Source organism: Pseudarthrobacter sp. J1763, assembly GCF_050490295.1.
Taxonomy (GTDB): domain Bacteria; phylum Actinomycetota; class Actinomycetes; order Actinomycetales; family Micrococcaceae; genus JBNPEO01.
Genome location: NZ_JBNPEN010000014.1, coordinates 1,817 through 25,482 on the forward strand (window position 1 = coordinate 1,817; position 23,666 = coordinate 25,482).

Consider the following 23,666-nt stretch of genomic DNA (forward strand, 5'->3'; position numbering starts at 1 on the left):
CCAAAAGCGCGTTAGCTACATCACAATGGCATTTGGCCCCGCAAACGCTGGGAACTAGCAATATTTTCCAGCGAAATGATGAATCTGAACGATGAATATCAATACAACAGTGGGTACAAAAAAGGCCGGCAACCAATTGGTTGCCGGCCTTTTCTAAACTACGGAATTACCAAGAGGACTTGGTGATACCCGGAAGTTCGCCACGGTGAGCCATGTCGCGGAAGCGAACACGGGAGATACCGAACTTCTGGAAGGTACCGCGCGGGCGGCCATCGATGATGTCGCGGTTACGCAGACGTACCGGTGACGCGTTGCGAGGCAGCTTCTGCAGGCCCAAGCGAGCCTCTTCGCGTGCCTCGTCGGTAGCGTTCGGGTTAACCAGGGTCTTCTTCAGTTCGAGGCGCTTTGCAGCGTAGCGCTCGACAATGACTTTGCGCTGCTCGTTACGAGCAATCTTGGACTTCTTAGCCATGTGGTTTAGCGCTCCTCTCGGAATTCAACGTGCTGGCGGATCTTGGGATCGTACTTCTTCAGAACCAAACGGTCTGGGTCGTTACGACGGTTTTTGCGGGTTACGTAGGTGTAACCGGTGCCCGCGGTGGACTTCAGCTTAATGATGGGACGTACGTCCTTATCCTTTGCCATTAGAGCTTTACACCTCGAGCCAGGATCTGAGCAACGACAGCGTCAATACCGCGTACGTCGATGGTCTTGATGCCGCGTGCAGAAACCTGCAGCGTCACGTTGCGGCGCAGGGAAGGAACCCAGTAGCGCTTCTTCTGAATGTTCGGATCGAACCGACGCTTGTTACGTCGGTGCGAGTGCGAAATGCTGTGTCCAAAGCCCGGCTCGGCTCCGGTCACTTGGCAATGTGCTGCCATTTGACTCTCCTCGAAAAAATAATGGGTAACGGAGAACAGGCTGCTGCCCTCCGCGCGCTTGCTAGCGTTCACCAACGGCCCCAGAGTCATTCCGATGTTTTCCGCAAACTTTTTGAGAACCGATAGAACGGTCAAAGCTCCTCGTTGCGGCGGAGACTATGGGCCACAGATTTCTAGAACCTTGGGAGATTTAAGAGGTCTGGGATGCCGGGCAAATACGGGAATGTGCTCAACTTGAGCCCCTAACTACCGGCTTCTTGATGCCGCAGGAAACCTGCAAACTCCAATAACCGGAGCAATCAAACACACTCCGCGCCACCTTGCGCCTGTCAAGTCTACCGATACACGCGGATTAAGACCAATCACCCCTAGCACACCCGCTGAACTTCACACGCGAGCCCAAGCCGTTTCACAGCTGAATGATAGCTGGGCGTCCGATCCTTATTTCATGACCACACACTCACTAGATGCCATCACGGCGCCAGCACCCGCACTTCAGTCCAGACTCCGGCGTCGTCTCTTAAGCCGCGACGCGATCATCGTGGCCGGCTGGGCCTCTATCGCGTTCTCAGTGGCGCTGTGGCTGGCCGACGGCGGACTGTCCAAGGTGAATTCCGTGGCCAACGCCCTGACGGCTGCTGGAATTGTGACAGGCCTCATCGGCACCGATCTAGTAGTGCTGATGCTGATTTTGGCGGCCCGAATCCCCGTCCTGGACCGGACCATGGGCCACGACAAAGCCATGGCGTTACACCGCAAACTCGGCAAGCCTGCGCTCTACCTCTTACTAGGTCACGGACTTCTTTTGTCCACTTCCTATGGAATGGCAGAAGGCATCAACCCGATTAGCGAAGCAGTCTCCCTCTGGGTGCAAGTGCCGGATATGTGGCTGGCCTTCTTGTCCGTAGCACTGTTCATTCTGGTGGTGGTTACGTCCCTCGTTGCCGTGCGGAAACGTTTCCCTTACGAGTTTTGGCACGCTATCCACCTCCTAAGCTACGCAGCAGTTGCCACCGCTATCCCCCACGAATTCAGTGTTGGCGCCGTGTTCGCCGAAGGCACTTGGCAGCGCTGGTACTGGGTTTTCCTCTACGTAGCTACTGCCGTGGCACTCCTGATTTTCCGGGTGATCATCCCCATCCGCGCCAGCTTGCGTCACCAACTCACAGTGGTAGCCGTAGAGCCCCAAGGCTTGGACGCTGTCAACGTCATCCTGGGCGGACAGCACCTCAACGAACTCGCCGGCAATGGTGGCAGGTTCTTTATCTGGCGCTTTTTGACCCCTGGAATGTTTTTGCAAGCCCACCCGTACAGCCTCTCCGCGGAGCCAGCCGCTAACCACTTGCGGATCACAGTACGCAACCTAGGTGCCGGCAGTGCCCGCCTTGCCTCACTAAAACCCGGGACGAAAGTTGCGGTGGAAGGACCCTACGGAATGTTTGGAACAGCAGCACGGACCCAAGAAAGAGTTGTACTGATCGGCGCTGGTATTGGAATCACACCGCTCCGCGCACTCCTGGAATCAACACCATTCCCACGCGGTGGGGCCACCGTTCTGCTGCGTGCCACAGACCAGTCCGGCCTGTACCTCAGCGACGAAATCCTCGAACTAGCCCGACGCCGGGACGCCAGAGTGTTCCACCTGACCGGTAAGCGTTCCCACGCACCGGGCAAAGAATGGCTGCCGGCCGAAGCTGCCAACGCCGGCTACGGGCTGTCCGATTACGCCCCCGACCTAGCCGATTCGGACGTCTACATTTGCGGGCCCAACCGCTGGGCCGAAGCAGTGATCGCCGAGGCAACTGCCGCTGGCGTTTCAGAAGACCAAATTCACTTTGAAAGGTTCGACTGGTGAATACCCGAGCGAAAGTCTCTTCCGCCATCGCTTCGGCGATCGTACTCTTCGGTGGCTGGCAACTGGGCAATCAAGCCGTTGCCGCCCAACACACCACATCCCTCGCTACAGGGCTTAGCCCCAATGCCACGGGAGTAACAACACCTGAATCCACCACTGAAACCACCCCCAGTACGGGATCCACCAGCAGTGGATCGAGCACGGCCACCACCCCGTCAGACACAGCAACAACACCATCAGCAACAGCCAGCGCATCAAGTACTGACGGCACCTTCCAAGGCACAGCCGTTCAGACGCGCTTTGGCACAGTTCAGGTTCAGGTCACGGTGGCCTCCGGGAAAATCACCGATGTCACTGCCCTGCAATTGACCGACGCCGAGATGCGCTCAGTCCAAATCAGCAACCAGGCCGCTCCGATGCTGCGCAGCGAAGTCCTCCAAGCCCAGTCAGCGAACGTTCAGACAATCGGCGGAGCCACGATCACCTCCGACGCCTACCTAACGTCCCTGCAGGCCGCCCTCGACGAAGCCCACTTCTAGGCCATGAACTACACCCCAGCCAAAACTGCTGATTCCTTCCGCAGCCGGACCTTCCAATGCATGGGCACGGTGATCAGTCTCAGCGCACCACCGCGTCCCCACATCAGTGCCGAGCAAGCCGCCGATGAACTCGAAGCCGCAACCGCCGTCGTCGAACAGGTTTTTGACGAGATTGACGAACGCTTTAGTCTCTACCGTCCTGATTCCGAGGCGTCGCAGCTGGCTCGCGGAGAACTGCACCTGACCAACGCTTCCGCGGTGATGCGCGAGCAGTATGCTGCGGCTATCGACTGGCGAAACCGCACCAATGGCGCGTTTGACCCGGTAAGGAACGACGGCGTTGTGGACCTCAGTGGGGTGGTGAAGGCTTATGCGATTAGCAGCGCAGCCCAGAGCCTGCATGCGCTAGGGGTGGTGGATTGGTGCCTCAATGCCGGTGGTGATGTGCTGGTGTCCGGTTCTCCTGAACCGCGTAGAAACGAGGTGTGGCAGGCAGGGATTGTTGATCCTGCCAATCCCGGCGCCCTGATCGCCGCCCATCCGCTGAGCCCGGGACGGACAGCCGCCCTGGCAACTTCTGGTTCGGCCGAACGCGGCGACCATATCTGGCAGCGCTGGGACTACTCGCAAGTCCACGACCATTGGGAAGCGCCGAAACCGCGGGAGGGTTCTCAAGAGTTTGTTCAGGTTTCCGTTGCGGCTGCGGACATCATCACCGCAGACGTGCTGGCCACGGCGGTGGTTGCCGGCGGGCATGCGTCTCTCCGGCACGCAGCTGACACGTGGGACGTAGACATTTTGGCGATTCAGCGCGACGGCCAAATCCTTGCGACTCCGGGTTTCAGAGCCTAATCAGGGCCATCGCCAGCTCTTTGGTGCCCTAGAGAGAGCCGAGCTCAAGCGGCGAGACAAGATCCGCATACTTAGGGCTCAACCCATCGCCTGAAGAACGGCCGGTCACACGTCTAACCACCCACGGGGCCGCGAATTCTTTGGCCCACTTAGCGTTAGCACGCAATTGCTCGGCCACACTCAGCTGAGGTAGTTCAGGTAGCTCAGGAACCTCAACACCGGAGTCCTCGGGCAGATCGTGACCCATGACGGACAACACCCGGCGAGCCATGTTGATGTGGCCGGGAGTGGACATGTGCATCCGGTCTTCGCCCCACAAACGCCAGTCCTGGTATTCGGCAAAACGCCAGTAGTCAACCACCGTTGCGCCGTGATCAGCAGCGATTCCACGCACAAATTCGTTATAAATTGCGGTGCGTCCGCGGGTGGCACCAAAAACTTTGGAGGCACCGGAGTCAAAGCCGGTAAACACCAAAACTGAGGCACCTTGGCTACGCAATGCGGCAACAGCCTTGTTGTATTCGAGCATCAAAGCGTCGATGTCCACGCTGGGCCGGAGAATGTCATTGGCACCGGCATAGAGTGTTACAACAGTGGGCTCAAGGCCAAGCGCAACATCCAACTGCTCGGCTAAAACTTGGCGCAGCTTTTTGCCACGGATGGCCAAGTTCGCGTAACCGAGGCATGAATCTGCGAGCGCCAGCTGCTCTGCCACCCGATCCGCCCAGCCGCGTACGCCATTGGGGCGCTGCTCATCTGGGTCCCCCAAGCCTTCGGTGAACGAATCCCCTAGAGCTACATATCGCGTGCTGAACTGCTCTACTGACTCAGGTGTCACTTGGTACTCCATACTGATTTCGACGTCCACTGCTGTGTATTAGTGCGGTCCGGTGTTCCTGCAGCAGCTTGGCCGCTGCCGCGGCGAGGACTACGCCGAGCTAGGGTCGCGCAGAATCCAATGATCCGCATCCAGTGCGGCCACAATTTTGTCCCCAATACGGGCTAGATCGGACACGTCATCCGCGTCCAAGCCGTCCAACAACAGGCCCCGCACCGTAGCAACGTGCCCCGGAGCAAGCTCCACCAGCGTGGCAAAGCCTTCTTCAGTGAGATGTGCTGTGGTCACGCGTGCATCGCTGGGGTGCGGTTGGCGCTCTACCCAGCCACGAGTCTGCAACTTGGTAACAACGTGGGAGAGCCGGGACAACGATGCGCTAGTTCTGGCGGCCAACTCGCTCATGGGCAAGTACTGCCCGGGAGCTTCAGAGAGCATCGCAAGAACGTTGTAGTCAAAAAGGGAAAGTTTCCGAGCGTTCTGGAGTTGTGTATCCAGCGTGGCAGGGAGCAATGTGGTGATGCTCAACACCGCCAACCAGGCCCGGCGTTCGTCAGCATTCAACCAGCGCGGTTCAGTCATAGCTACATCTTAAGCCGAACCACCCTTAGTATTACGCCAATTGCTCCTCCCGCCGAGCCGCCCGATTCGCTCCCAACAGTTCAGGAAGAACCACGGGCAACAACTCGGGCCAACGTGCGCTGAACCCGTCACCGCTACTGGCCCCGCGGAACCTTCGCCCCAACCATGGTGTGAAGTCGCGCCGGAGCCAAGTGACGTCGTCGTTCACTATTTCCCTCGCCGTGCGCGCAGCCAATGGCGGAAGGTGGGGAGACGGAATCGAATGCGGGGCCCCCAAAACCTCGAGGACCTTTTTGGCCATATATACGTGCCCCAGAGTGGCCATGTGCAGCCGGTCGCTTGACCACATCCGGCGGTCTTGGAACTTTTCAAAACACCAATAATCCACCAACTCGGCGCCGTATTCCTTGGCAACATGGCGGATTCGGCGGTTGTAAATCGCGTTGCGGAACGTGAGCGGTTCAAGCAGCGGCGACAGCGGAACGTTGTATCCGGTAAACAGCAACACCCGCGCGCCAGTGGCACTGATTCGTGCCACTGCGGACTCAAAACGGTCCAGCAAACGCGGCAAATCCAAACGCGTCATCAACAAGTCATTGCCACCGGCGTAAAAGCTCACCAGATTCGGCTCCATGGCCAGGGCGGGCTCCAGCTGCTCCTGAATAATGGGGTCCAACCGCCGGCCACGGATGGCCAAATTAGCGTAGCGCGTAGCCGGATCATGGCGGGCCAGCTCCTCAGCCACTCGGTCCGCCCATCCGCGCACGTTGTTAGGTAAGCGCAGGTCCCGGTCCCCCAAACCTTCCGTGAAGGAATCACCCATGGCCACAAATCGGATGGGTACTTGGCTGCCTACTGTCACGATCGCTGACCTTCTCTCACGGTGCCGGACAAAGTGTCCTCTTGAGCTAATCGGTCTTCAACAAGCCGGCGCAGTCCACCTTTGCGAGGTACCTTTACCGGCTCAGGCCATCGTGGGGCGAGTGAGTCCCCCAGCGTGACGCCCTGAATTTTGCGGCGGAACAAGGGCAGCACCCAGTCGTGAACCCAACGACGCTGAGCAACTTCCCACTCGCGCAGGGTTCGGCGTGGGGCCGGATCCCAATCCTTGAGTTTGATCTTGTGCTTAACACCCAAATGGTTCAGCACCTGCGCGGCAAGATATTTGTGCCCGGCCTTGGACATGTGGAGCCGGTCCGTGTCCCACATTCGGCGATCGTAATAGGCATCGAAGCACCAATAGTCCACCAGCGTGGCCTTGTACTTGTAGGCCAGATCGCGGACCCGCTGGTTGTAAAGAGTGTTGCGCTTTTTGAGCGGTTCAAGGACCGGGGAAACCTTCACGTCATAGCCGGTGAACAACACCAGATGAGCCCCGGAAGCTGCCAATTTGGCAATCATGGACTCGTAATCAGCCAGCAAGTCTTCCATGTCCGTGCCGAAATCCAGGATGTCATTCCCACCGGCGTACAGCGTGATAAGCGTGGGGTTCATGGCGAGCGCTGGCTCAAGTTGCTCATCAATGATGTGGCGCAAACGTTTGCTCCGGACCGCAAGGTTGGCGTACTCCCAGCCCGGTTCCGCCTTGGCCAAACGTTCAGCAACGCGATCCGCCCAACCACGCACCCCGTTGGGCAAAATCGGGCTATGGTCCCCCACACCCTCCGTGAACGAATCACCGATGGCGACATACCGCCGTCGTCCCTGCTGGTCGCCACTCAAAACTTCCCGCACACGGCCACGCTAACCCGCCCACACAACGGGTAGGAAAAGGCGAGATTAACAGGCGGTGCCCGCCGCCCGGGGCCGGAGGGCCGGAACTACAGTTCGGCTTTACCCGCCCGCCAGTAGCCCATAAACGCCACTTGCTTCCTATCTATACCAACGTCACGCACCAAGTACCGCCGCAGTTCCTTGATGACCCCGGCCTCTCCAGCGAGCCATGCGTAAAACGGAAGCGCACCGGAGGGAACGTTCGGGTTGCGTGAGCTCTGAACTGTGGCGGCGTTGAGTCGTTGAGGTGTTTCCCACAGAATGTCTTGATCTACGTTGACGTCCTCGGGCTCCGGGCCGGCTGCGTGGGCTTCCTTGAGCGCCACCCAGCCTGGCAACTGAATTGCCGAGCGCACAGCTTCTTGGAGTAGTTCTCCGTGCGGGCGCGAACGGCCAAGCGCCGCACCACGGGCCAGCCATGTGATCTGAACAGCCGCCTGAGTACTGATGTCTTGGAAATCTGCGGCTTCGGGAACTTCAAGGAACGCTTCGCCCTGAATGTGAACAGGGAGGGATTCGAGGATGGCACTGATGGCTGGCACGGCTGTTTCATCCCCGGCAAGAAGAACGCGCTGGGCCATTCCGGGGCGGAATTCGATGCCGCTATACGTCTCGGCAGTAATACAGTGCCCTGCGTGATTGTTGGGACCAATAATGACCATCCGATCACCCGGTTGGGCCTCGAGCGCCCACGCTGCTGCCGGCCCGGAATGCCCTTCGGCGTCAACGTGAATCACAAAGTCCACATCAATTTCCGGGTACACGCCGTCTAGCCGGGCTTCGCGGACCGTGTAGGTGCGCATATCCCCACGTATTTCCGGGTCCATGGCCAACCATTGTTGATACCAGCTGGCGTTCGCAGTGTTGAGTTCGGCGGTATTAAAGGACGGCAGCGGCGCCCGGCCACCGCTGGGCGTTTTGCTGGGAATCATCAACTTGATCCGCAGATCAAGGCACGGTCCGTGAACGCCAAAGTCGCGGAGTTCGTAGCCACCAAAAGTGATGCGCAGGAAGTTTGCCCCCACCTTTTGAATGGCTGAGACTGTGACATTAAAGGCCAGGACCATAGGTTCGACGGCGGCGATGGTGGTTTTCTGCGTATCGGTGCTCATGCTGTGTACTCCAGTTCCGCGACGTTCAAGGAATCGGCTGCCAGGCGCGGGCCAACATTGTGGCGGCCAATCGGGATGATCAACGGTGTTCCAGAAACCGGGTCCGGGATCACGCGCGATTGCAGGCCAAAAACGTTCGAAACCATGTGCTCAGTCACCACGTCATTTGGCCGCCCCTCGGCAACAATCGCGCCTCCTTTGAGCGCAATCATGTGGTCCGCGTATCGCGCGGCAAGGTTCAGATCGTGAAGCACAATCACCACCGTGGTGCCGCGGCTCTGGTTCAGTTCAGTCACAAGATCCAAAACCTCCACTTGATGCGCCAAATCCAAGTAGGTAGTGGGCTCATCAAGTAACAGCACCTCAGTTTCTTGAGCCAAGGCCATGGCAATCCAGACGCGTTGACGCTGACCGCCGGAGAGTTCATCAACATTCCGCTCAGCCAGCTCTAACGAATCCGTCAGTTCCAACGCCCGGCGCACCGCAGCGTCGTCGTACTCTGAGGCGTTGCGGAAGAAACCTTGGTGCGGGTAACGGCCCCGGCTGACCAACTCCCGAACCGTGATTCCCTCAGGCGCCAAGGGGTGCTGCGGGAGAAGACCTAGAGTCCGCGCCACTTCTTTGGCCGGGCGCGAGTGGATGCTTTTCCCATCCAAAGTCACGGCCCCACCGGCGGGCCTCAGCAGCCGTGAAAGTCCACGCAAAAGGGTCGATTTTCCGCAAGCATTGGCGCCGACGATCATGGTGACTTTGCCGTCCGGGATCTGCAGTGAAAGCGAGTCCACCACCTTCCGCGCGTCGTATTGAAGGGTGATGTTGGAGGCCGAAAGCTGAGCCATCATGCGTCCTTTCGTTTCAGCTGCGGGGCGGCTAGGAGCCACAGGAGGAAGGGTGCACCGAGCGCGCCGGTCACTACGCCTACTGGTAATGCGGTGCCGTGAAGCAGTAACGGGGCAATGTTGTAGGCAAAGAAATCTGCCGCCAGAACTAGCAGCGCGCCGGTCAGGGCCGCGGCTGCTAGGGAGTTACTCCCGGTGATGCGCCGCGCGATAGGCCCGGCGAGGAACGCTACAAAGGACACCGGTCCGGTGGCGGCGGTGGCCACAGCGGCAAGTCCGACGGCGGTAATCACCACAGCGAATCGGCTCGCCGGAACCCGGACGCCCAGTGCCGCGGCGGCGTCATCGCCAAGTTCCAACATACGCAGCGGTTTAGCAAGGATGGCGGCAGCGGGAAGCAGAATAATCAGGGCCATTCCCAAGATGCTAATCCGCTCCCACGAGGAAGAATTAAGCGAACCGTTGAGCCAAATCAGTACTTCGGAGGCGGTGCGGACGTCAGCTCTGGTCATCAGGAAATTGACCACAGCTTGCATTGCCGCCGCCACACCCACACCGCCCAGAATGAACTTGGTGCTCACGCCGCTGGCACTGCTGCTTCCACTGCGCTTGCCGCGCTTGCCGCCGGCGATCGAGTAAATCAAAACCGCGACGGCTAGGGCACCCAGCAGAGCGAAGAGAGCAACCCCGGCGCCGGAGAGCCCAAAGATCACGATTGCCACCACTGCCGCAGCGCTTGCACCGCTGCTGATGCCTATAACGTCGGGGCTCGCGAGCGGGTTGCGGAGCATGGTTTGGAAGAGCGCGCCGGAGAGTCCGAATGCCAAACCAACCATGGCGCCCAGCACGGCGCGCGGGAGTTTGTTTTCCATCACGATGAAGCTTGCGCCCGGGATGGGGTCTCCTCCGGTGAGCCGTGCTGCAACAATTTTGACGAAGTCTGGGATGGTCACGGTGTAGCTTCCCAGCAGGACGTACACGGCAAAAAGAACCAGCAACAGCCCCGCGAGAACAGCTACCGAGGCACGGGTTTTCACAGCCCGGTTCCTTTACTCCGGCGAACCAGGGCCACAAACACTGGCGCCCCGATGATCGCCGTGAGAATACCGGCCGGAACTTCTGCGGGCAATAAAACCACCCGGCCAATAATGTCCGCACCCACCAAAAGCACCGGCGCCAAAACCATAGAAAACGGCAGAATCCAGCGGTAATCCGGGCCGGTAACGCTCCGGACAGCATGCGGAATCACCAAACCCACAAAACCAATAGGGCCAGCAATCGCCGTGGCTCCACCGCACAAAAGGACAACACCCAAGGCGGCCACCCCGCGAACTAGACCAACACGCTGACCCAAACCACGGGAAACATCATCCCCGAGGGCCAGGCTGTTGAGAATCCGGCCGGTGCACAGAAGAATCACGGCACCCAAAATAAGGAAGGGGACGGCAGGCAAAATCACTGCCCAGTCACGCCCCGCAACGCTACCCACTTGCCAGAAGCGGAAGCGGTCCAAAGTGTCTTGACTTGAGACCAATATGACATTCATCAACGAATACAGCCCTGCACTGAGAGCAGCACCAGCCAGCGCGAGTTTGACCGGCGTTGGACCGTCTTGCCCGATTGATGCCACGAGATACACCACGGTGGCGGCCACTGCAGCGCCGATGAACGCGAACCAGATGTACCCATTCAGCGCCGTGATCCCGAACAGATAAATGCCACTCACCACGGCGATCGCAGCGCCAGCATTGACCCCCATGATGCCCGGATCAGCCAAGGGGTTCCGTGCCACACCTTGCATCGCAGCACCAGACAGGCCCAGCGCCGCACCGGCCAGCAGCCCCAGAACTGTCCGTGGAATGCGGGCAATAACCACCGCGTGATCACCATTGGAAGGGTCAAAACGCGTCAGCGCCGCAACAACTGTCTCAAAACTCAGAGCACGGGCGCCCACTGCAAGTGAGGCGAGGGAAATCAGAAAAAGCAGTACGACGGCGGTAGCCAGCCACGCGGGCCGGTTACCAAAAGCGCGAGAACCTGAAGCACGCGTCTCTGGCACCCCAATGGCGGGTGCACTGAGCTGCGTATTCGCGAGTACCGCCGTCGTACTGTTTTTCACTGTGGCGAATCTACTTTACTGCGTCGGCTGCCTTGCCCAACTGCGGCAAGAAAGTATCCAGGGCCCACGGCAGGCTCAGAGGTGAGGAGGCAGAGATTGCCAAGGTGAGCGTGTTGGACGTGTCTGCAACGAGCGCGCCGCTGGCTACGGCCGGGATCTGGCTCAAAAGGGGATCTTTTGTGATGGCCTCAGCAGTGGTGGTGTCCGGAACCCAGGTCACAAAGACGTCTGAGTCGAGCTCATTGGCTTTTTCAGCGGACCAGGGGAAAAAGAACTCCTTGGAACCCTTGGATTTCTGAGCCACCACGGGGGCGAGCGTCATTCCGATTGAACTGAGGAAGCGCGGGCGGTTGTCATTAGCGCTGTAGACGTTGACGCCGTCGCCCTTGGCTGGCTCGAGGTTGCCGTAGATGAAGGTTTTGTCCTTGATCTGGGGGTACTTGGCGGCCTGTTCAGCCACAAGTGCTTCGGTTTCTTTGACCAGTTGGGTGGCTTCAGCGTCCTTACCAAGGGCCTTGCCGATCATGGCCGTAGCGTCTTGCCACGGGGTGCCGTAGGCGATCTCCGGGTAAGCAACTACGGGGGCGATCTGGCTGAGCTTGGTGTAGTCCTCTTTGCTCAGGCCCGAGTAGGCGGCGAGGATAACGTCCGGGGTGAGCTTGGCAATCTCGGTGAAGTTGATGCCGTCCGCTTCGGAGTACTGAACGGGCGCCTTGTCAGTGCCAAGGGCCGCGCCGGCTTTTTCGAGGGCAGCGTCCTTCCACGGGGTGGAGCCCTTGGCATTGTTGCCCCACTCGTTTTTGGGCATACCCACGGGGATCACACCGAGCGCTATGGCGATGTCGTCATTAACCCAGGACACCGTGGCGACGCGTGTGGGCTGAGCTTTGATGGTGGTCTCGCCAAAAGCGTGCTTGATGGTCACCGGGAAGGCAGCTGATTTTTCGGTTGTTCCGGCAGTGGCTGAGGCTGCGGGTCCGGTTGAGCAGGCGCTCAGAGAAAGGACGACGGCGGCAAGGGCTGCGGTTGCTCCGCCAGCGGATTTGAGGACTGACCTGCGAGAAGGCTCTGAAATGCGGGAAGCCACGGGACTCCTTGAGAGTGATCGATGGGAACTTAGGTAAGGCTACGCTATGTTCCCATAAATTACGCAATGTTTTACTTGCGTAATGCATTTGGGGCGGGTGAGAGGAGTGTCACCCGGGTGAGAATGCCTGCAGAGGTAGACACTTGAAGAAGATCTTTGACACCATAGAGGGTGGCCTGACTTCAACAGGACCATCAACAAACAGGCTTTGGATAAGACGGAAGAAACGAGGCGAGCATGACGCGCAAGGCGCAGCTCTTGGCCTCCGCAGGAAGCGGGGCGGCCATTGCGGCCTGCCCGGCGAACGGCTGAAACACCGTTCCATCGCACTAAAAGCCTCCGGCAACAGTGCATTTTCTTCTGTCAAAGGTCCATTGTTATGCAGCCACTAACGGCACCCCAAATACGCTCATCCCTGCTCAACGCGAGCCGCTCAGAAGCGAGCAAACTCAACCTGCCCAAGAATCTGGAAACCCTCGACTGGGAAAACATGGACTTCCTGGGCTGGCGCGATCCAAAAATGCCCCTGCGAGGGTACTTGATCCTGCCAAGCCCCAAAGGCCTACACGGAATTATGCTCCGTGCCCCCGAAGGTGGAGCCAAGAAAAACCGGCGCGTGCTGTGCGAACTCTGCCGCGACGTTGCCTCCAAGGAAGAAGTCCTTCTCTGGGTAGCCAAGCGTGCAGGTCAATCCGGGCGCAACGGTAATACGATCGGCACACTCATTTGCGCCGACTTCCAGTGCAGCTCAAACGTCCGCAAACCACCGGCCGTGAGCGCGATCAATCCGGACCCGGACGCTGTGGTACTGGAAAGAACCGCTGCGCTGATCCAACGCACCGAACTGTTTTTGGAACGCGTCCAAAACCGGTAACTTGGACCGCTAGCGCAGCACAATGTCCACCGGGTTGGCCTCACTTTGAGGCTGACCCGGTGCGGCACGGCCGCCAGCAGGCAAGGTCAAGACGCCTGAACGGTTGGTGCGCTTATCCCGCAAAATCTCCGTCACCGAACCCAAATGGCGGGACAAATCGATCACGTTCTCCGGGGCGGCTAGCAACAGCTGGAACCCAAACTCGTGCAGGGCCTTGATACCGGCGCCGGCGAATTCCTCCGAGGCCAACACAAACGCCTCATCCATCATCACAGTGCCGTAGCTAGTGAATCCTTGATCGGCAATGCCCAATTGGTAGCTCAGAGCCGCGGCCATAATAAAAGCCGTGAACCGTTGACGCTCACCACCTGACATGGAGCCGGTGTCAGCGTGAACGTAGACTTCATCTCGCACACCACCATCCGGGCCGGTGACACTACGGTGTTCTTTGCACTGAATAAACAAGTGCCCGCGGACATCTAGCACTTCGGCCCGCCAGCGCCGGTCCTCGGGGGCAGCAGAACCCAGACGCTTAACAATCGCCTCAAGGGACTTGTACCGCGCAGTTAGTTCCGCTTCTTCAGGCTCCGCATTTTCAGTACTAGCGGCCCGCGCATGGCGAGGCTTCAGCGCATTGGTGATGGCTTCTTTAAACTGCCGTGCAGCTACCGGCAGGGTTGGTTTAATGTCCAGCTCAAGGTGGCTTCCCTCATGGAAATTCACTTCGGAGAGGATGCCGTTGAGCGGCAAAATGCGGCTGCTGATACTGCGTCGTTCCTCATCTAGAAGGTGCAACAGGGTGCTGAAAGACTCGTGAGTGCGCTGATTAAAGAATTCGCGGAACTCGGCCTCTTGCGCTGGCAGCCCATCCCGAACAATCGAGTGGTAGCGGGCCTCAAAATCCGCTGCCGCCCCAATCGAGGTACCGTAGTCCGCCGAGATTCCACTGCCCCACTCGCGGACAAAAGACTCAAAAATGCGGGTCAGCGAGTCAGCCGTGGCTTGGGCGCGCGCTTGCACTTCGTAAAGTTCGTTGAGCAGCCGGGTTTTGACCTTGTTAGCCAAGTTATCCAGTTCGTGAATCTCGGTGACGTCGCCGAAGTCGGTGAAGTACGGTTCCAAGGCGGCAACCGTAACTTCCGACGGCGGAGCTTGGTTCAGGCGCTGACGTGCAGCTTCCAGGAGGGAATCGGTTGCGCTGAGCTGGTGGTCCAGCGTTTTGTACTCGCTCTGCAGAACTGCCGCAGCCTCGGTGCTGGCCTGGTGCTTGGTGCGGAATTGTTCGATGGCCGTCCGCAATGGTTCAAGGTTTTCTTGGGCAGCCAGAGCGTCCGTGAGCCGTTGTTGAATCCTGGCGAGTTCGCTTTGGGCAGCCTCTGTGGAAACTTGTTCCCAGGGCCGGGAGTCTTGCGCGATCTTTTTGAGCGCATCGAGCTGACGGGCCATACCTTGATGCGAATCTTCGCGGCTTTGGGCCAGTGTTGCTGCAGCGGCGAGCTCGGTTTCGAGTTCCTTGACCCGTTCTTCAAGTAGTTGCACCTTAATGCTGTTATCAAAGCCCAGAACGTAGTCCTGGCGGGAGGCGAAACGGTCGTCTTTCTCTACAGTGTGGCGGTTGCGTTTGACCACACCTCCTAGGGAAAGTCCCTTGTCCAGCTGCGCTAGTTCTTTAGGGTCCTCCACGCAGGGGTAGGCGAAGTCCACAGCAATACGTTCCCGCAGCCACCTTCCGGCCTCCTCGGGGTGCACGCCGCCTTCAACAATGTCCAGCTTCGCCAGCAGATCATTCTCGCGGACGTCCTCCAATGCCAAGGCAGCGCCGGCGAGTGGCTTTGAGGTGTCAACCGCGCGGAGAGCCCCACGAATGGTGTGGTTGTTCAGGAAGGTGGTAACGGCGTCAAACTTGTCACCGGGCACCAGCAAGGTGGTGGCGAGCGAACGCAAGGCCCGCTCCGCGGCGGGGCGCCATTTCTCCTCCCCAGGCGCCAAGTCCATCAGCTCACCGCCAAAGGGCAAGTCATTGGCGTCAATGTCTAGGGCTTCGGCTAGTGCTGCACGGTTTTGCAGGCTGGCCGTGGGGAGCAGTGATTTGGCCCCACGGAGGGTGGCAAGTTCTTGTTGCGCCTCAGCGAGTTCACGCTTTTTGGTGGCGTGCGAATCGAAGGCCTCAAAACGCAGCTCGCGCAACGACTCCGAGTTGCCTTCAAGCTGGGCAGCCGTCTCCGCAGCCTCGCGGTGAGCCTGTGCCCAAGCTTCGGCGTTCCACTCCAGCTCAAGGGCAGCGTCGCGCAAGGATTGCTGTGCGGACTGCTCCACTTGCTCGCGAAGGCGCAGACCAACGCGAGCATTTTCTACCGATGCTTCAATTGCCGAGATCGCGTTACCGCCCCGGTTGTTGTAGTCCGATTCCTGTTCGCGCAACTCCTTGGCGAGGGCGTCGCGGCGCTGACGCTCCGCGCTCAACTCCTTGGCCTTGGCTGCAGCCAGCTCCTTGAACTTTGCGAGGGTACCTTCGTGGACTTTCACCGCAAGAGACTGCTTATAAGCATCAAATTCGGTGTCTGAAAGTTCACGGAGCCGGTGAGCATCCAGCAAAAGTTTGGCGTATTCAACGTTCAGCTCAGGCACCGGAGCCAACTGATCGCGCTGCTGACGTACGTCCTCAAGCCGTTGCCGGATGGACATCAAGTTGCTGAACTCTTCCACCACGTCATCGGCAGCTGTCAGTGTGGCCGGGGCGTCCAGCACCTGATCGCGGAAAAAGGTATTAACGCTTCCACCCAAGCCCTTTCCGGCCTGGATCACCCGCAGCAAAGGCAAAGCTTGATCTGAGCTGATACCCAAGAGGCGCCGGAAGCGCTCCGCGAAGGTTTTGTGGACGTCAAAAACCTGCGCGTTGGGGAAAATCTGCTCCAATGCAGAGCGGGTAAAGCGCTTCTCGGCGATGGATTCGATCGCGTCCAGATCCAGCGGGTGGTTATCAATCAGATAAAAACGTCCGACGGCGGATTCAGTACCGTTTTTGGGTAGGTCAAAGAGTGCCGAGATGGTCACACTCGTTCCCGCGGCGTTGTCGAAACTCAGCCCGATCGCAGACCATGTGGCCCCCGGCCGCTGATAAGCACTCGCCGAGCCCTCCCCCACAGCACGGTCGCCCACCTTGCCACGCATGTACGTGAATGTGGTGCGCTTGTCTTCAACCACGCCGCCGGAGCGTTGCGCTGCCGCCTCGTTTGAGCGGGGACGGGCATCAAAAACGCGGAGCATAGCGTCAAAAAGCGTGGACTTACCCACACCGGAGTTGCCGGTCAGCAGGGTTCCGTTGCGGTCCACGTGCATGGTGTGGGCACCGTGGAACGTGCCCCAGTTGACCACCTGAACCAGAGCCAAACGCATCTGGCCGGGATTCGTCAGGTCGCCGAGGGGCAACATGGTGGCGATGCTCATGACTCGTCCTCTGCTGTCGCGTCTTCGGTTACTGCGGTACCGGCCACATGCTCTGCATGCTCGCTCGTTTCTCGCTTAGACGCAGGCTGTCGCATGTCCCCGGTTCCGCTTCTCGGTTCCGCTTCGCCGTCGTCAGAGTCGTCGTCGCTGGCCCCTTCCCCGTCGAGGTCCAGGAGCGGTTCGGTGCCGGTGGGGTCGGCGGTGGCGTTGGCCAGGGATTGGATTTGTGCGGGGATGTCGCCGATGTTCTCGAAAGGCAGGGCCAGCGGGAGCGCGTTGCTGATGGCGTAGACGCCGTCGATCGCCGTGGGAAGCAGTAGCTGACGGGCTTGCAATTTGGTGATGGCGCGGTTCACAGCATCGTGATCGCGGAGTGCGTCTTGTTGGCCGGCAGGTTGGAAGTGCGCCACGATCTCAGCAATTTCCTCGAGCGTGATGGTGGGTTCCGTCTGGGCCTGAACATGCCGGTCCAACAGGAGACGAAGGCGCAAAAGCACAATGGTTTCCACTCGGCTAAGGGCACGTTGTTGGCGCAGAATACTTGACCGACTGCTGCCACCAATGAGTTCCGGATCAACCGGGCGCAGCACTGCAATCTTGCGCTCATGGTCTAACTGCAGGGTCAAGAACAGCTCCGAGAGGCGGCTACGCAAGATGATCTGGTTGTCCAAGAGCGTGGTCCACAGCTTCTCGTCCCGGCCACCGTCAATGTACGGGCCTTTGAGTAGACGGACCAGAGCTTGGCGCACCTTCATTGGCAGAACACCCGTGTCCGCCGGGAACAGGGCAGCCCCGTCCACAAACGTGTCCCGTGGCCGCACCGCAAACGGATCCCGCTGGGTGTGCCCACTGGGGGATGGTGCGTTTTCCTCAGTCATCAACGTCCTCACTCAGGGATACCAGGGGCAAATATGCTTCACGCGTGCTGCCGTCAATCTGTTCAAATTCAATGCGCTCCCATTGACTCCTATCAAAGCCAGCCCCGGAGTGCAGTGCCGCGGACAACAGGGCACGAATCGTGTTGATGTGGCGCTCCCCCGCAGGAAGTTCGGCCCACGCGCCACCAAGTGTCTGCGCCCCCGCCAAAACTGAACGGACGACGTCGTCCTTTGCCTTGGCGGTTCTCGGCGAGCGGGTGCGGTCCCCCTCGCTAAACGAAATCGGCTCAGCGAGGCGTGGCGGCGGAACAAAGTCGTCCGGATCAAAGAGTTTAACCATGGCCAAGGACTCAAAGTCGGGGGTAAAAAGCTCAGGTGCGCGGGTAAAAGCTGGGCTCTCGCGCTCGTAGGGCACCGAACGGATGGCACGCTCGGCTTCACGCAACACTTCACGCAAGCGCACGGACTGCCGGAAGTCCTCGCTCTGCACATAGGTGTTCAGGCTCTCGGAAAGTTTGCCGTAGATCCGCTGGATTTGCCGGTGTTGGTGACGCAGTTCTGCCACAAGGTTTTTGAGAGTCTCGCGGTCTTCAATACTGAGGTCATCGGCAAATTCTCGGCTGAGAACTTCGCCAATGGCTGAGCGGAATCGCAGTTGCTGGTTGGGGTCCTCGAGGAAGGCTGCGAAGGAGCGGAAGGTGCGGCCTTCGGGGCTTTGCCGCAGCCGTTTGTCTGCCTCAAGGACTTGGGCCATGGTGGCGCCCTTGCTCAATGATTCTTCGATGATTTGGTTGCGCAAATCCCCAACGAGCTTTTCGATCCGGTCACGCATTTTTTTGAAGTCGGCGGGCAGACTTGCGGCTAGGTCCAGAATGTTTCCGGCAGCCTCAACTGCCTCGTCCTCATCGAGGAGGCCGTCGAACTCGCCGGAGGTGATGTCGTCGATCAGTTGGCGGCGCTCAAGAATTTCTTCCTCGAGTGCTTCTAGACGCGCGCTTTGATCGGGGTTGGTCTCGTTCGCGAGCTTTTCAACGTCGCCTAGGAGCGTGCCCAAGCGGGAACCGTTGAGGGTGGAGCGCTCGGAGGAGAGGCTGTCCAAAAATGCCAACACACGCGCCGCCGATTCGGTTGCCTCGTAAACAATCTGCCCGGAATGGTTCCGGCGGGTCAGGAAGCGTTTGCGAGTCCACTCATCAGCGAAGGTTTTGCCGGTAGCCGAGCCGCCTAGGCTGGGGTCATCGCGGCGAAGCTGTTCCAAAAACGCGTCAACGTCTGCGTGAAATTGCTCCAGGGGCAGTTGCGGCCGGGTGCGAGTAAATGAAGCTTGAAGCACGGCGATCACCCAGGGCGCCGAACGGGTCAATGCCCAGGCTGGGCCCTTGGTAAGAACTTCAAGCTCGCGCAGCCGGGCACCAATAGCTTCGGACGAAGATTGCGCGGAGGCAAAAACTGGACGCGGGCGTACTGACTCGCTCATCCGGCCCTCCTGTTGTGCCTCGCTATTGTGCCTCGGCGCGGCCGGATACGTATCCGCACCACAATTTCGTCTCAACCAAGGTTAACGCAGTGCCACAAACCAGTTCTGTGTCCGCCGAGTTCTCCCAGCAATTGACAAGGTAATAACGGCTCAGCCACGGTTTCCCACTCGAACGCCGTGGCTGACATTCTTCCAAGGCTCATTCGCTAGGGTGGATGGAGATATTGGACTGGCAATGGCGGACAGGAGGCATCGCGTGACGGACGTAACGGCGATACTCAATCTGACCTTTTTTGGGACTCTCGGCGTCGCTCTCCTTCTCTTACTTGGCATCGCTTTGTTCGGATTCTTGGCCATGGTGGTGGTAGGGCTGGGGCGCGGACTTTACAGCGTGGCTACGCTCGGGAAACGTCGCAGAATGCACCGTGACGAATCTTTCACCGAGCCCGCCGAGGCACCGGACGCTGGCGAAGCCGCACCGTCCACTCTCTGGGTTGAGGAAGAGCCTCCCCGGTTGCATATGCCGGCCATTAGTCTTCCCAAAGCCCTCAAGCTGCCGGCTCGAAAACCCAAAGAGCCAAAAGAACCCAGAGCTCTAAAGCCGGCATCTGAAAAACCCCAGCTCAACCCGCGTTGGTCCAAAGCCGTGTGGGAAGCTGACGCTCGTGCACTGGCCAAAGCTGTAGATTCAGGTGTAATTCCCCGCTTGGCCCGAGTTGAGAATCCGCGCGCCAAGCTGGGCCCCGAGCCCACCGATGCAATCCAAAAGATTGTTAAGGGAACCGGTACCGCAGCGGCTAAAAATATCTCAGCTTTGGAGACCGGCTCCCGCGTTTCCATTGCCGATTCTTTGCCTACCCTGCCTAACCGGGCCAACAAGCCAGGGATCGCACGCCGTGCAGTGGCCGGATACGTCACGCCAGCCGCAGAACAGGACTCGAAGCCGTGAGTGCTAGCCAGTCAGCGGCAGTCCGAATTGATGCTTGGTTGTGGGGAGTCCGTGCCTATAAAACCCGATCGGCAGCAACCACAGCATGCCGTGCCGGGCACGTGCGTATTAACAACAACCCTGTCAAAGCCTCACAAATTGTGATTGTTGGGGACACTGTGCGAATTCGTCAGTCTGGATTCGAACGCATTTTGGAGGTCCGTCAGCTTATTTCCAAACGCGTAGGTGCTGAGGCGGCTTCGCATTGCTTCACAGATCACACTCCGGCACGTCCGGCTATACCGTCTCTGGGTATCCCCCAGCGCGATCGCGGCACAGGCCGGCCCACAAAGAAGGACCGCCGCGACATGGAACGAGCTCTGCGAAGGGACTAAGAGTTCTTAGACAAACGACGGCGGTCACCTCCACTCCCAAGGGGTGACCGCCGTCGTTTTTCGGATCTGTAGTTCTGGTGGCCGTTCGCACCCCCACACCACAGTGGCTCTGGTCTCTACACCGGAACTTAATGCCCCACACTCCACCGTGCATGACATTTGATTCAACCATGTGACAACCTGTGTAAAATATTAGCGTCCTGCAATGAACCCCGCTAGCGTTTTGTTAATTATTCTTTCGCGCCGCACCAGCCGGGGCTTCACTTGCCGGATTTGTTCCGGTACGCGCGCATCCACTCTTGCTGCTCAGCTTTACCGCCAGGCCGCAGTTTTCGGTCAATGGGACGGGGACGACGGCGGGGCAACGCCTTCCAGCCAGCGTCCAGCACCAGTAGGGCCCGCTCCGTCATGGCAGCGTTCCGAAGCAACAAAGAGGTGCGCTTGCGGCGAAGGATCTCGGCAATTGCGGCTTCAGTGTCCTTCAAACGACCCACTGCGCGCAGGGAACGTGCCCGTAACAACAAGATGGCCGCAGCAAGATCGTCCACATTGCGTAGACCGTCGCTGAGGCCAATCACTAAATCATGCCGTTCTAGGCTCGCAGCGATTTGGCTTATGGCGAGAACCTTCGCTAAGGATGCGGGCAGAGGTTCAAGCACCTCTAGCGCCGCTTCGGGTTCACCAATTTCGTCCAAGCTGTGCGCCAAGGCAAGCATCACGGCTTCTTCGGAGAACAAGACCCGCACACTCACGCCATCGCCTAATTCAACCTGGGTGAGCAGCTGCAGCAGGTTCTCTGCGATGTAACGGCCCGCGTCGTCGTCGTTCACCGTATTAATGCCCCGGCGCAATAGCTCCGCTGCCTGCGGAAATTGCCGCATTTGGTAGGCCTGCAGGCCTGCCATCACGTAGCAAAGGCCCGCCCAGCCGGGGTAGGTGCGCGCCAAAGTGATAAGCCGTTCGGGCTCGGCGCCGGAGAAGATTGCGGCATGGATATGTTTCACCGGCCGGGGCGTTAGCGGTTTCAGGCGCGGTGCAACTCCGGGCGATAGCGGACGGATCCGGTAGCGGCGTGAAGCGTTGGCAATCCGCTCGCCCAAGGCGCCCGGCACACTCAGTAAGGGGACATGGATCTGGACTCCACGGAAAGGGGTCAGATCGCGGGGATCGTGGAATGCCGAGGCTTCCCGGCTCTGATCTGAACTCATCTCACGATGCTATCTGGGACGCGGCCGGGCTGAGCAAACACTTCAGTTCAGTGCGTGAATCCACACACCAACCACCCATGCGCTGGCCGCGAGGGAAGCGCACGCAAACTCCACCAACATGCCTACGCCGGTGGCCTTCAGCGTCGCCCAGCTGGAGCGCCAGGCCACTGCAAAGTCGCGTGTTCTGGCGAGCTCACTCAACAACAACCCCGCCGCGAACCCCACAAAGAGGCCCACCACAGGGATCACAAACATGCCAATAATTCCGGCGACAAGCCCAGCGACTATCGAACGGCTGGGCACTGAGTGTTGTTTGAGTTTCCGCCCTGTGAGCACCGCGCTTGCAGTCATTCCGGCAATCACAAAAAACAGTCCGATCCCAAAAATCACCCAACCCAGGGTTCCTGCCCCGGCGAAGAGTGCCCAAGCCAGCAAGCTCAAACCGATCAGAATGCTTCCCGGCAACACGGGGATGATTACCCCCGCCACTCCAACCAGAATGGCCGCGCCGCACAGGATGGTGGTGATGAGATAAGCGTCCATTTCGTCAGTCTAATCTGGTCGGCGCTACCGGGCGCCCTTGATTTTGACCACAAACACGGCGCCCAACAGCCCAATCACTGCGGCGGCAATGTACAGGGAAACGTACCCACCCCAGAAAGTCACAAAGGGCCATGCGAGTGCCGGGGCAATAACCTGCGGCAAGGAGTTGGCAATGTTGATAACGCCTAGGTCCTTTCCCCGAGCTGAAGCGTCCGGGAGGATCTGGGTGATCAGGGCAAAATCCACCGCCAAGTACGCACCGAATCCGATCCCCAAAACGCTCGCACCAATAATCGCGCCAATCCAGGTTGGTGCAAACGCCAAGATCAACGAGGCCAAAGCAATAATGGCCGACGACGCGATCACCAAAGGCTTCCGGCGGCCAAGCCTGTCACTGATCGGCCCGGCAAGCACGCTAGTGATGATCACAAACACCGCGTACAGGCCGGTCAGAACCAGCACCCCAAATTCCGGGGTGAGGCCTGTGTGATCCTGGACTTTGACCCCGTCCTTGAGGAAAAACAGCAAGTATAGGGTGATCATGTGGTTACCGACGTTTACCAGGAGCCGGGTAATCCACGCCCAGGTGAAATCCGCGTGGCGGAATGGCCGCACAAATCCCGCAAAAAAAGCACCCCAATCCTGCGGTTCCAGAGCAGCGGGATCTAGAGCGGCGTCGTCGCTCTTAAAGAGGTAAAGAACCACGCCGGCGAGCAGCGCAATGGCACAGAAAATGTAACCCATAGCGATGTTTCCACTAACGACGGCGGCAATCACCGCGCCGAGCAGGATACCTACCGTCTGACCCATCGCCGCAAGACCGCCGACTTTGCCTCGTTGCGGCACGGGGACGCGATCCGGGATGGCGGCGGTGATGGCCGCATACATTGCGTTGCAACCGGCTTGGACCAGGCACCACAGGATGGTCATCACTGCAACATTGGGAGCTCCGGCGAGCGCAAACAACGCTGCAGCTCCAAGAACAGCACCGAGCACAACCCACGGGACTCGCCTGCCAAACCGGGATGTAGTGCGGTCAGAAAAGGCACCAAAAATGGGGTTTGCCACCAGTGAAACCGCTGCACCACAACCGGTGACCAGGGCGAGGATGGCTTCCTTCTGGCCGGGGTCAAAATGCTCAGCCTGAAGGCCCATGAGGACCTGAAGCGGCCCATAGAACGCTGCATTAATTCCAAGATTGACTAGGATCACGCCAGTGATCCACGCCGGGCGTACCCTGATCTGAGGCTCTTCGAAAGCGGCGCCTGCGCTGGGCAGGTTGGGCTGCATCATGGGGTCCACTGTTCCTTTGCGGCGCTACTGGCTGGTCTGGGGCACAGCATACCTTTCACCGCCGTGGATGGCTTGTCATGCGGAGCCGTGAGGCAACCGCATGCTCGCAAACAGCTATTCTGGCTCCAGGCGCACAGCCAGCCAGAAGT

Annotated in this window: 24 protein-coding genes; 6 read left to right on the forward strand and 18 right to left on the reverse strand. The window is 59.1% G+C overall.

Annotated elements, in window-relative coordinates; all coding sequences use genetic code 11:
- Window positions 1-166: 166 nt before the first annotated feature.
- Genes rpsN through rpmB form a run of 3 tightly spaced genes read right to left on the reverse strand, consistent with a single transcriptional unit; the run spans window position 167 to window position 881 of the window.
- Complete coding sequence (rpsN, locus tag ACQQCD_RS12130) at window positions 167-472, reverse strand: 30S ribosomal protein S14 (protein WP_430268639.1); 306 nt, start codon at window positions 470-472, stop codon at window positions 167-169.
- Window positions 473-477: 5 nt separating this feature from the next.
- The gene (gene rpmG, locus ACQQCD_RS12135; RefSeq protein WP_003798558.1) at window positions 478-645 is read right to left on the reverse strand and encodes a 50S ribosomal protein L33; all 168 of its coding nucleotides are present in this window, start codon (window positions 643-645) and stop codon (window positions 478-480) included.
- Window positions 645-881 (reverse strand): 50S ribosomal protein L28, encoded by a 237-nt coding sequence (gene rpmB, locus ACQQCD_RS12140; RefSeq protein WP_026556179.1) that lies wholly within the window; start codon window positions 879-881, stop codon window positions 645-647. Before rpmB ends, rpmG begins: the two co-directional genes overlap by 1 nt.
- Window positions 882-1,329: 448 nt before the next feature.
- On the opposite strand from rpmB, the gene ACQQCD_RS12145 reads away from it, so the two are divergent.
- The 3 genes from ACQQCD_RS12145 to ACQQCD_RS12155 are packed head-to-tail and all read left to right on the forward strand — an operon-like array spanning window position 1,330 to window position 4,127.
- Window positions 1,330-2,736, forward strand: a complete 1,407-nt coding sequence (locus ACQQCD_RS12145; protein WP_430268640.1) for a ferredoxin reductase family protein — start codon at window positions 1,330-1,332, stop codon at window positions 2,734-2,736.
- Window positions 2,733-3,275, forward strand: a complete 543-nt coding sequence (locus ACQQCD_RS12150) for an FMN-binding protein (RefSeq protein ID WP_430268641.1) — start codon at window positions 2,733-2,735, stop codon at window positions 3,273-3,275. The genes ACQQCD_RS12145 and ACQQCD_RS12150 overlap by 4 nt, the downstream gene beginning before the upstream one ends.
- 3 nt (window positions 3,276-3,278) lie before the next feature.
- Window positions 3,279-4,127, forward strand: coding sequence for an FAD:protein FMN transferase (locus ACQQCD_RS12155; RefSeq protein ID WP_430268642.1), 849 nt, complete (start codon window positions 3,279-3,281; stop codon window positions 4,125-4,127).
- Between the two features lie 28 nt (window positions 4,128-4,155).
- Here the strand turns inward: ACQQCD_RS12155 and ACQQCD_RS12160 are convergent, their stop codons facing one another.
- The 9 genes from ACQQCD_RS12160 to ACQQCD_RS12200 form a co-directional block, all read right to left on the reverse strand.
- A complete protein-coding gene (locus ACQQCD_RS12160; protein WP_430268695.1) occupies window positions 4,156-4,977 on the reverse strand; it encodes an SGNH/GDSL hydrolase family protein in 822 nt (273 codons plus the stop codon).
- Between the two features lie 78 nt (window positions 4,978-5,055).
- The gene (locus tag ACQQCD_RS12165) at window positions 5,056-5,544 is read right to left on the reverse strand and encodes a MarR family winged helix-turn-helix transcriptional regulator (RefSeq protein ID WP_430268643.1); all 489 of its coding nucleotides are present in this window, start codon (window positions 5,542-5,544) and stop codon (window positions 5,056-5,058) included.
- 31 nt (window positions 5,545-5,575) lie between these two features.
- A complete protein-coding gene (locus tag ACQQCD_RS12170; RefSeq protein WP_430268696.1) occupies window positions 5,576-6,367 on the reverse strand; it encodes an SGNH/GDSL hydrolase family protein in 792 nt (263 codons plus the stop codon).
- Between the two features lie 35 nt (window positions 6,368-6,402).
- Window positions 6,403-7,278, reverse strand: coding sequence for an SGNH/GDSL hydrolase family protein (locus ACQQCD_RS12175; protein ID WP_430268644.1), 876 nt, complete (start codon window positions 7,276-7,278; stop codon window positions 6,403-6,405).
- A gap of 86 nt (window positions 7,279-7,364) precedes the next feature.
- Window positions 7,365-8,429, reverse strand: a complete 1,065-nt coding sequence (locus ACQQCD_RS12180; protein WP_430268645.1) for a siderophore-interacting protein — start codon at window positions 8,427-8,429, stop codon at window positions 7,365-7,367.
- Window positions 8,426-9,268 carry an ABC transporter ATP-binding protein gene (locus ACQQCD_RS12185; protein ID WP_430268646.1) on the reverse strand — a complete coding sequence of 281 codons (843 nt, stop codon included), beginning with the start codon at window positions 9,266-9,268 and terminating at the stop codon, window positions 8,426-8,428. The genes ACQQCD_RS12180 and ACQQCD_RS12185 overlap by 4 nt, the downstream gene beginning before the upstream one ends.
- Window positions 9,268-10,305 carry a FecCD family ABC transporter permease gene (locus ACQQCD_RS12190; RefSeq protein ID WP_430268647.1) on the reverse strand — a complete coding sequence of 346 codons (1,038 nt, stop codon included), beginning with the start codon at window positions 10,303-10,305 and terminating at the stop codon, window positions 9,268-9,270. Before ACQQCD_RS12190 ends, ACQQCD_RS12185 begins: the two co-directional genes overlap by 1 nt.
- Window positions 10,302-11,333, reverse strand: a complete 1,032-nt coding sequence (locus ACQQCD_RS12195; RefSeq protein ID WP_430268697.1) for a FecCD family ABC transporter permease — start codon at window positions 11,331-11,333, stop codon at window positions 10,302-10,304. The genes ACQQCD_RS12190 and ACQQCD_RS12195 overlap by 4 nt, the downstream gene beginning before the upstream one ends.
- 64 nt (window positions 11,334-11,397) lie before the next feature.
- On the reverse strand, window positions 11,398-12,474 hold the full coding sequence (locus ACQQCD_RS12200; protein WP_430268648.1) for an iron-siderophore ABC transporter substrate-binding protein: 1,077 nt from the start codon (window positions 12,472-12,474) through the stop codon (window positions 11,398-11,400).
- 379 nt (window positions 12,475-12,853) lie between these two features.
- On the opposite strand from ACQQCD_RS12200, the gene ACQQCD_RS12205 reads away from it, so the two are divergent.
- On the forward strand, window positions 12,854-13,348 hold the full coding sequence (locus tag ACQQCD_RS12205) for an FBP domain-containing protein (protein WP_430268649.1): 495 nt from the start codon (window positions 12,854-12,856) through the stop codon (window positions 13,346-13,348).
- A 9-nt stretch (window positions 13,349-13,357) separates the two neighbouring features.
- Here the strand turns inward: ACQQCD_RS12205 and ACQQCD_RS12210 are convergent, their stop codons facing one another.
- Genes ACQQCD_RS12210 through ACQQCD_RS12220 form a run of 3 tightly spaced genes read right to left on the reverse strand, consistent with a single transcriptional unit; the run spans window position 13,358 to window position 19,150 of the window.
- Window positions 13,358-16,795 (reverse strand): ATP-binding protein, encoded by a 3,438-nt coding sequence (locus ACQQCD_RS12210; protein WP_430268650.1) that lies wholly within the window; start codon window positions 16,793-16,795, stop codon window positions 13,358-13,360.
- Window positions 16,792-17,673: a DUF4194 domain-containing protein gene (locus ACQQCD_RS12215; RefSeq protein ID WP_430268651.1), complete on the reverse strand. Its 882-nt coding sequence runs from the start codon at window positions 17,671-17,673 to the stop codon at window positions 16,792-16,794. The genes ACQQCD_RS12210 and ACQQCD_RS12215 overlap by 4 nt, the downstream gene beginning before the upstream one ends.
- On the reverse strand, window positions 17,666-19,150 hold the full coding sequence (locus ACQQCD_RS12220; protein ID WP_430268652.1) for a DUF3375 family protein: 1,485 nt from the start codon (window positions 19,148-19,150) through the stop codon (window positions 17,666-17,668). Before ACQQCD_RS12220 ends, ACQQCD_RS12215 begins: the two co-directional genes overlap by 8 nt.
- A 256-nt stretch (window positions 19,151-19,406) precedes the next feature.
- On the opposite strand from ACQQCD_RS12220, the gene ACQQCD_RS12225 reads away from it, so the two are divergent.
- Both ACQQCD_RS12225 and ACQQCD_RS12230 read left to right on the forward strand, forming a co-directional pair.
- Window positions 19,407-20,099, forward strand: a complete 693-nt coding sequence (locus tag ACQQCD_RS12225; RefSeq protein WP_430268653.1) for a hypothetical protein — start codon at window positions 19,407-19,409, stop codon at window positions 20,097-20,099.
- Entirely contained in the window at window positions 20,096-20,473 is a 378-nt protein-coding gene (locus tag ACQQCD_RS12230; RefSeq protein ID WP_430268654.1) for an RNA-binding S4 domain-containing protein, read from the forward strand. Before ACQQCD_RS12225 ends, ACQQCD_RS12230 begins: the two co-directional genes overlap by 4 nt.
- A gap of 260 nt (window positions 20,474-20,733) precedes the next feature.
- Here ACQQCD_RS12230 and ACQQCD_RS12235 read toward each other — a convergent pair whose 3' ends face one another.
- From ACQQCD_RS12235 to ACQQCD_RS12245, 3 genes are read right to left on the reverse strand one after another with little or no spacing between them, the layout of a single operon-like run.
- Complete coding sequence (locus ACQQCD_RS12235; RefSeq protein ID WP_430268655.1) at window positions 20,734-21,681, reverse strand: hypothetical protein; 948 nt, start codon at window positions 21,679-21,681, stop codon at window positions 20,734-20,736.
- A 42-nt stretch (window positions 21,682-21,723) separates the two neighbouring features.
- Complete coding sequence (locus tag ACQQCD_RS12240) at window positions 21,724-22,224, reverse strand: DUF456 domain-containing protein (RefSeq protein ID WP_430268656.1); 501 nt, start codon at window positions 22,222-22,224, stop codon at window positions 21,724-21,726.
- Between the two features lie 24 nt (window positions 22,225-22,248).
- Window positions 22,249-23,517: an MFS transporter gene (locus ACQQCD_RS12245; RefSeq protein ID WP_430268657.1), complete on the reverse strand. Its 1,269-nt coding sequence runs from the start codon at window positions 23,515-23,517 to the stop codon at window positions 22,249-22,251.
- Window positions 23,518-23,666: the final 149 nt, after the last annotated feature.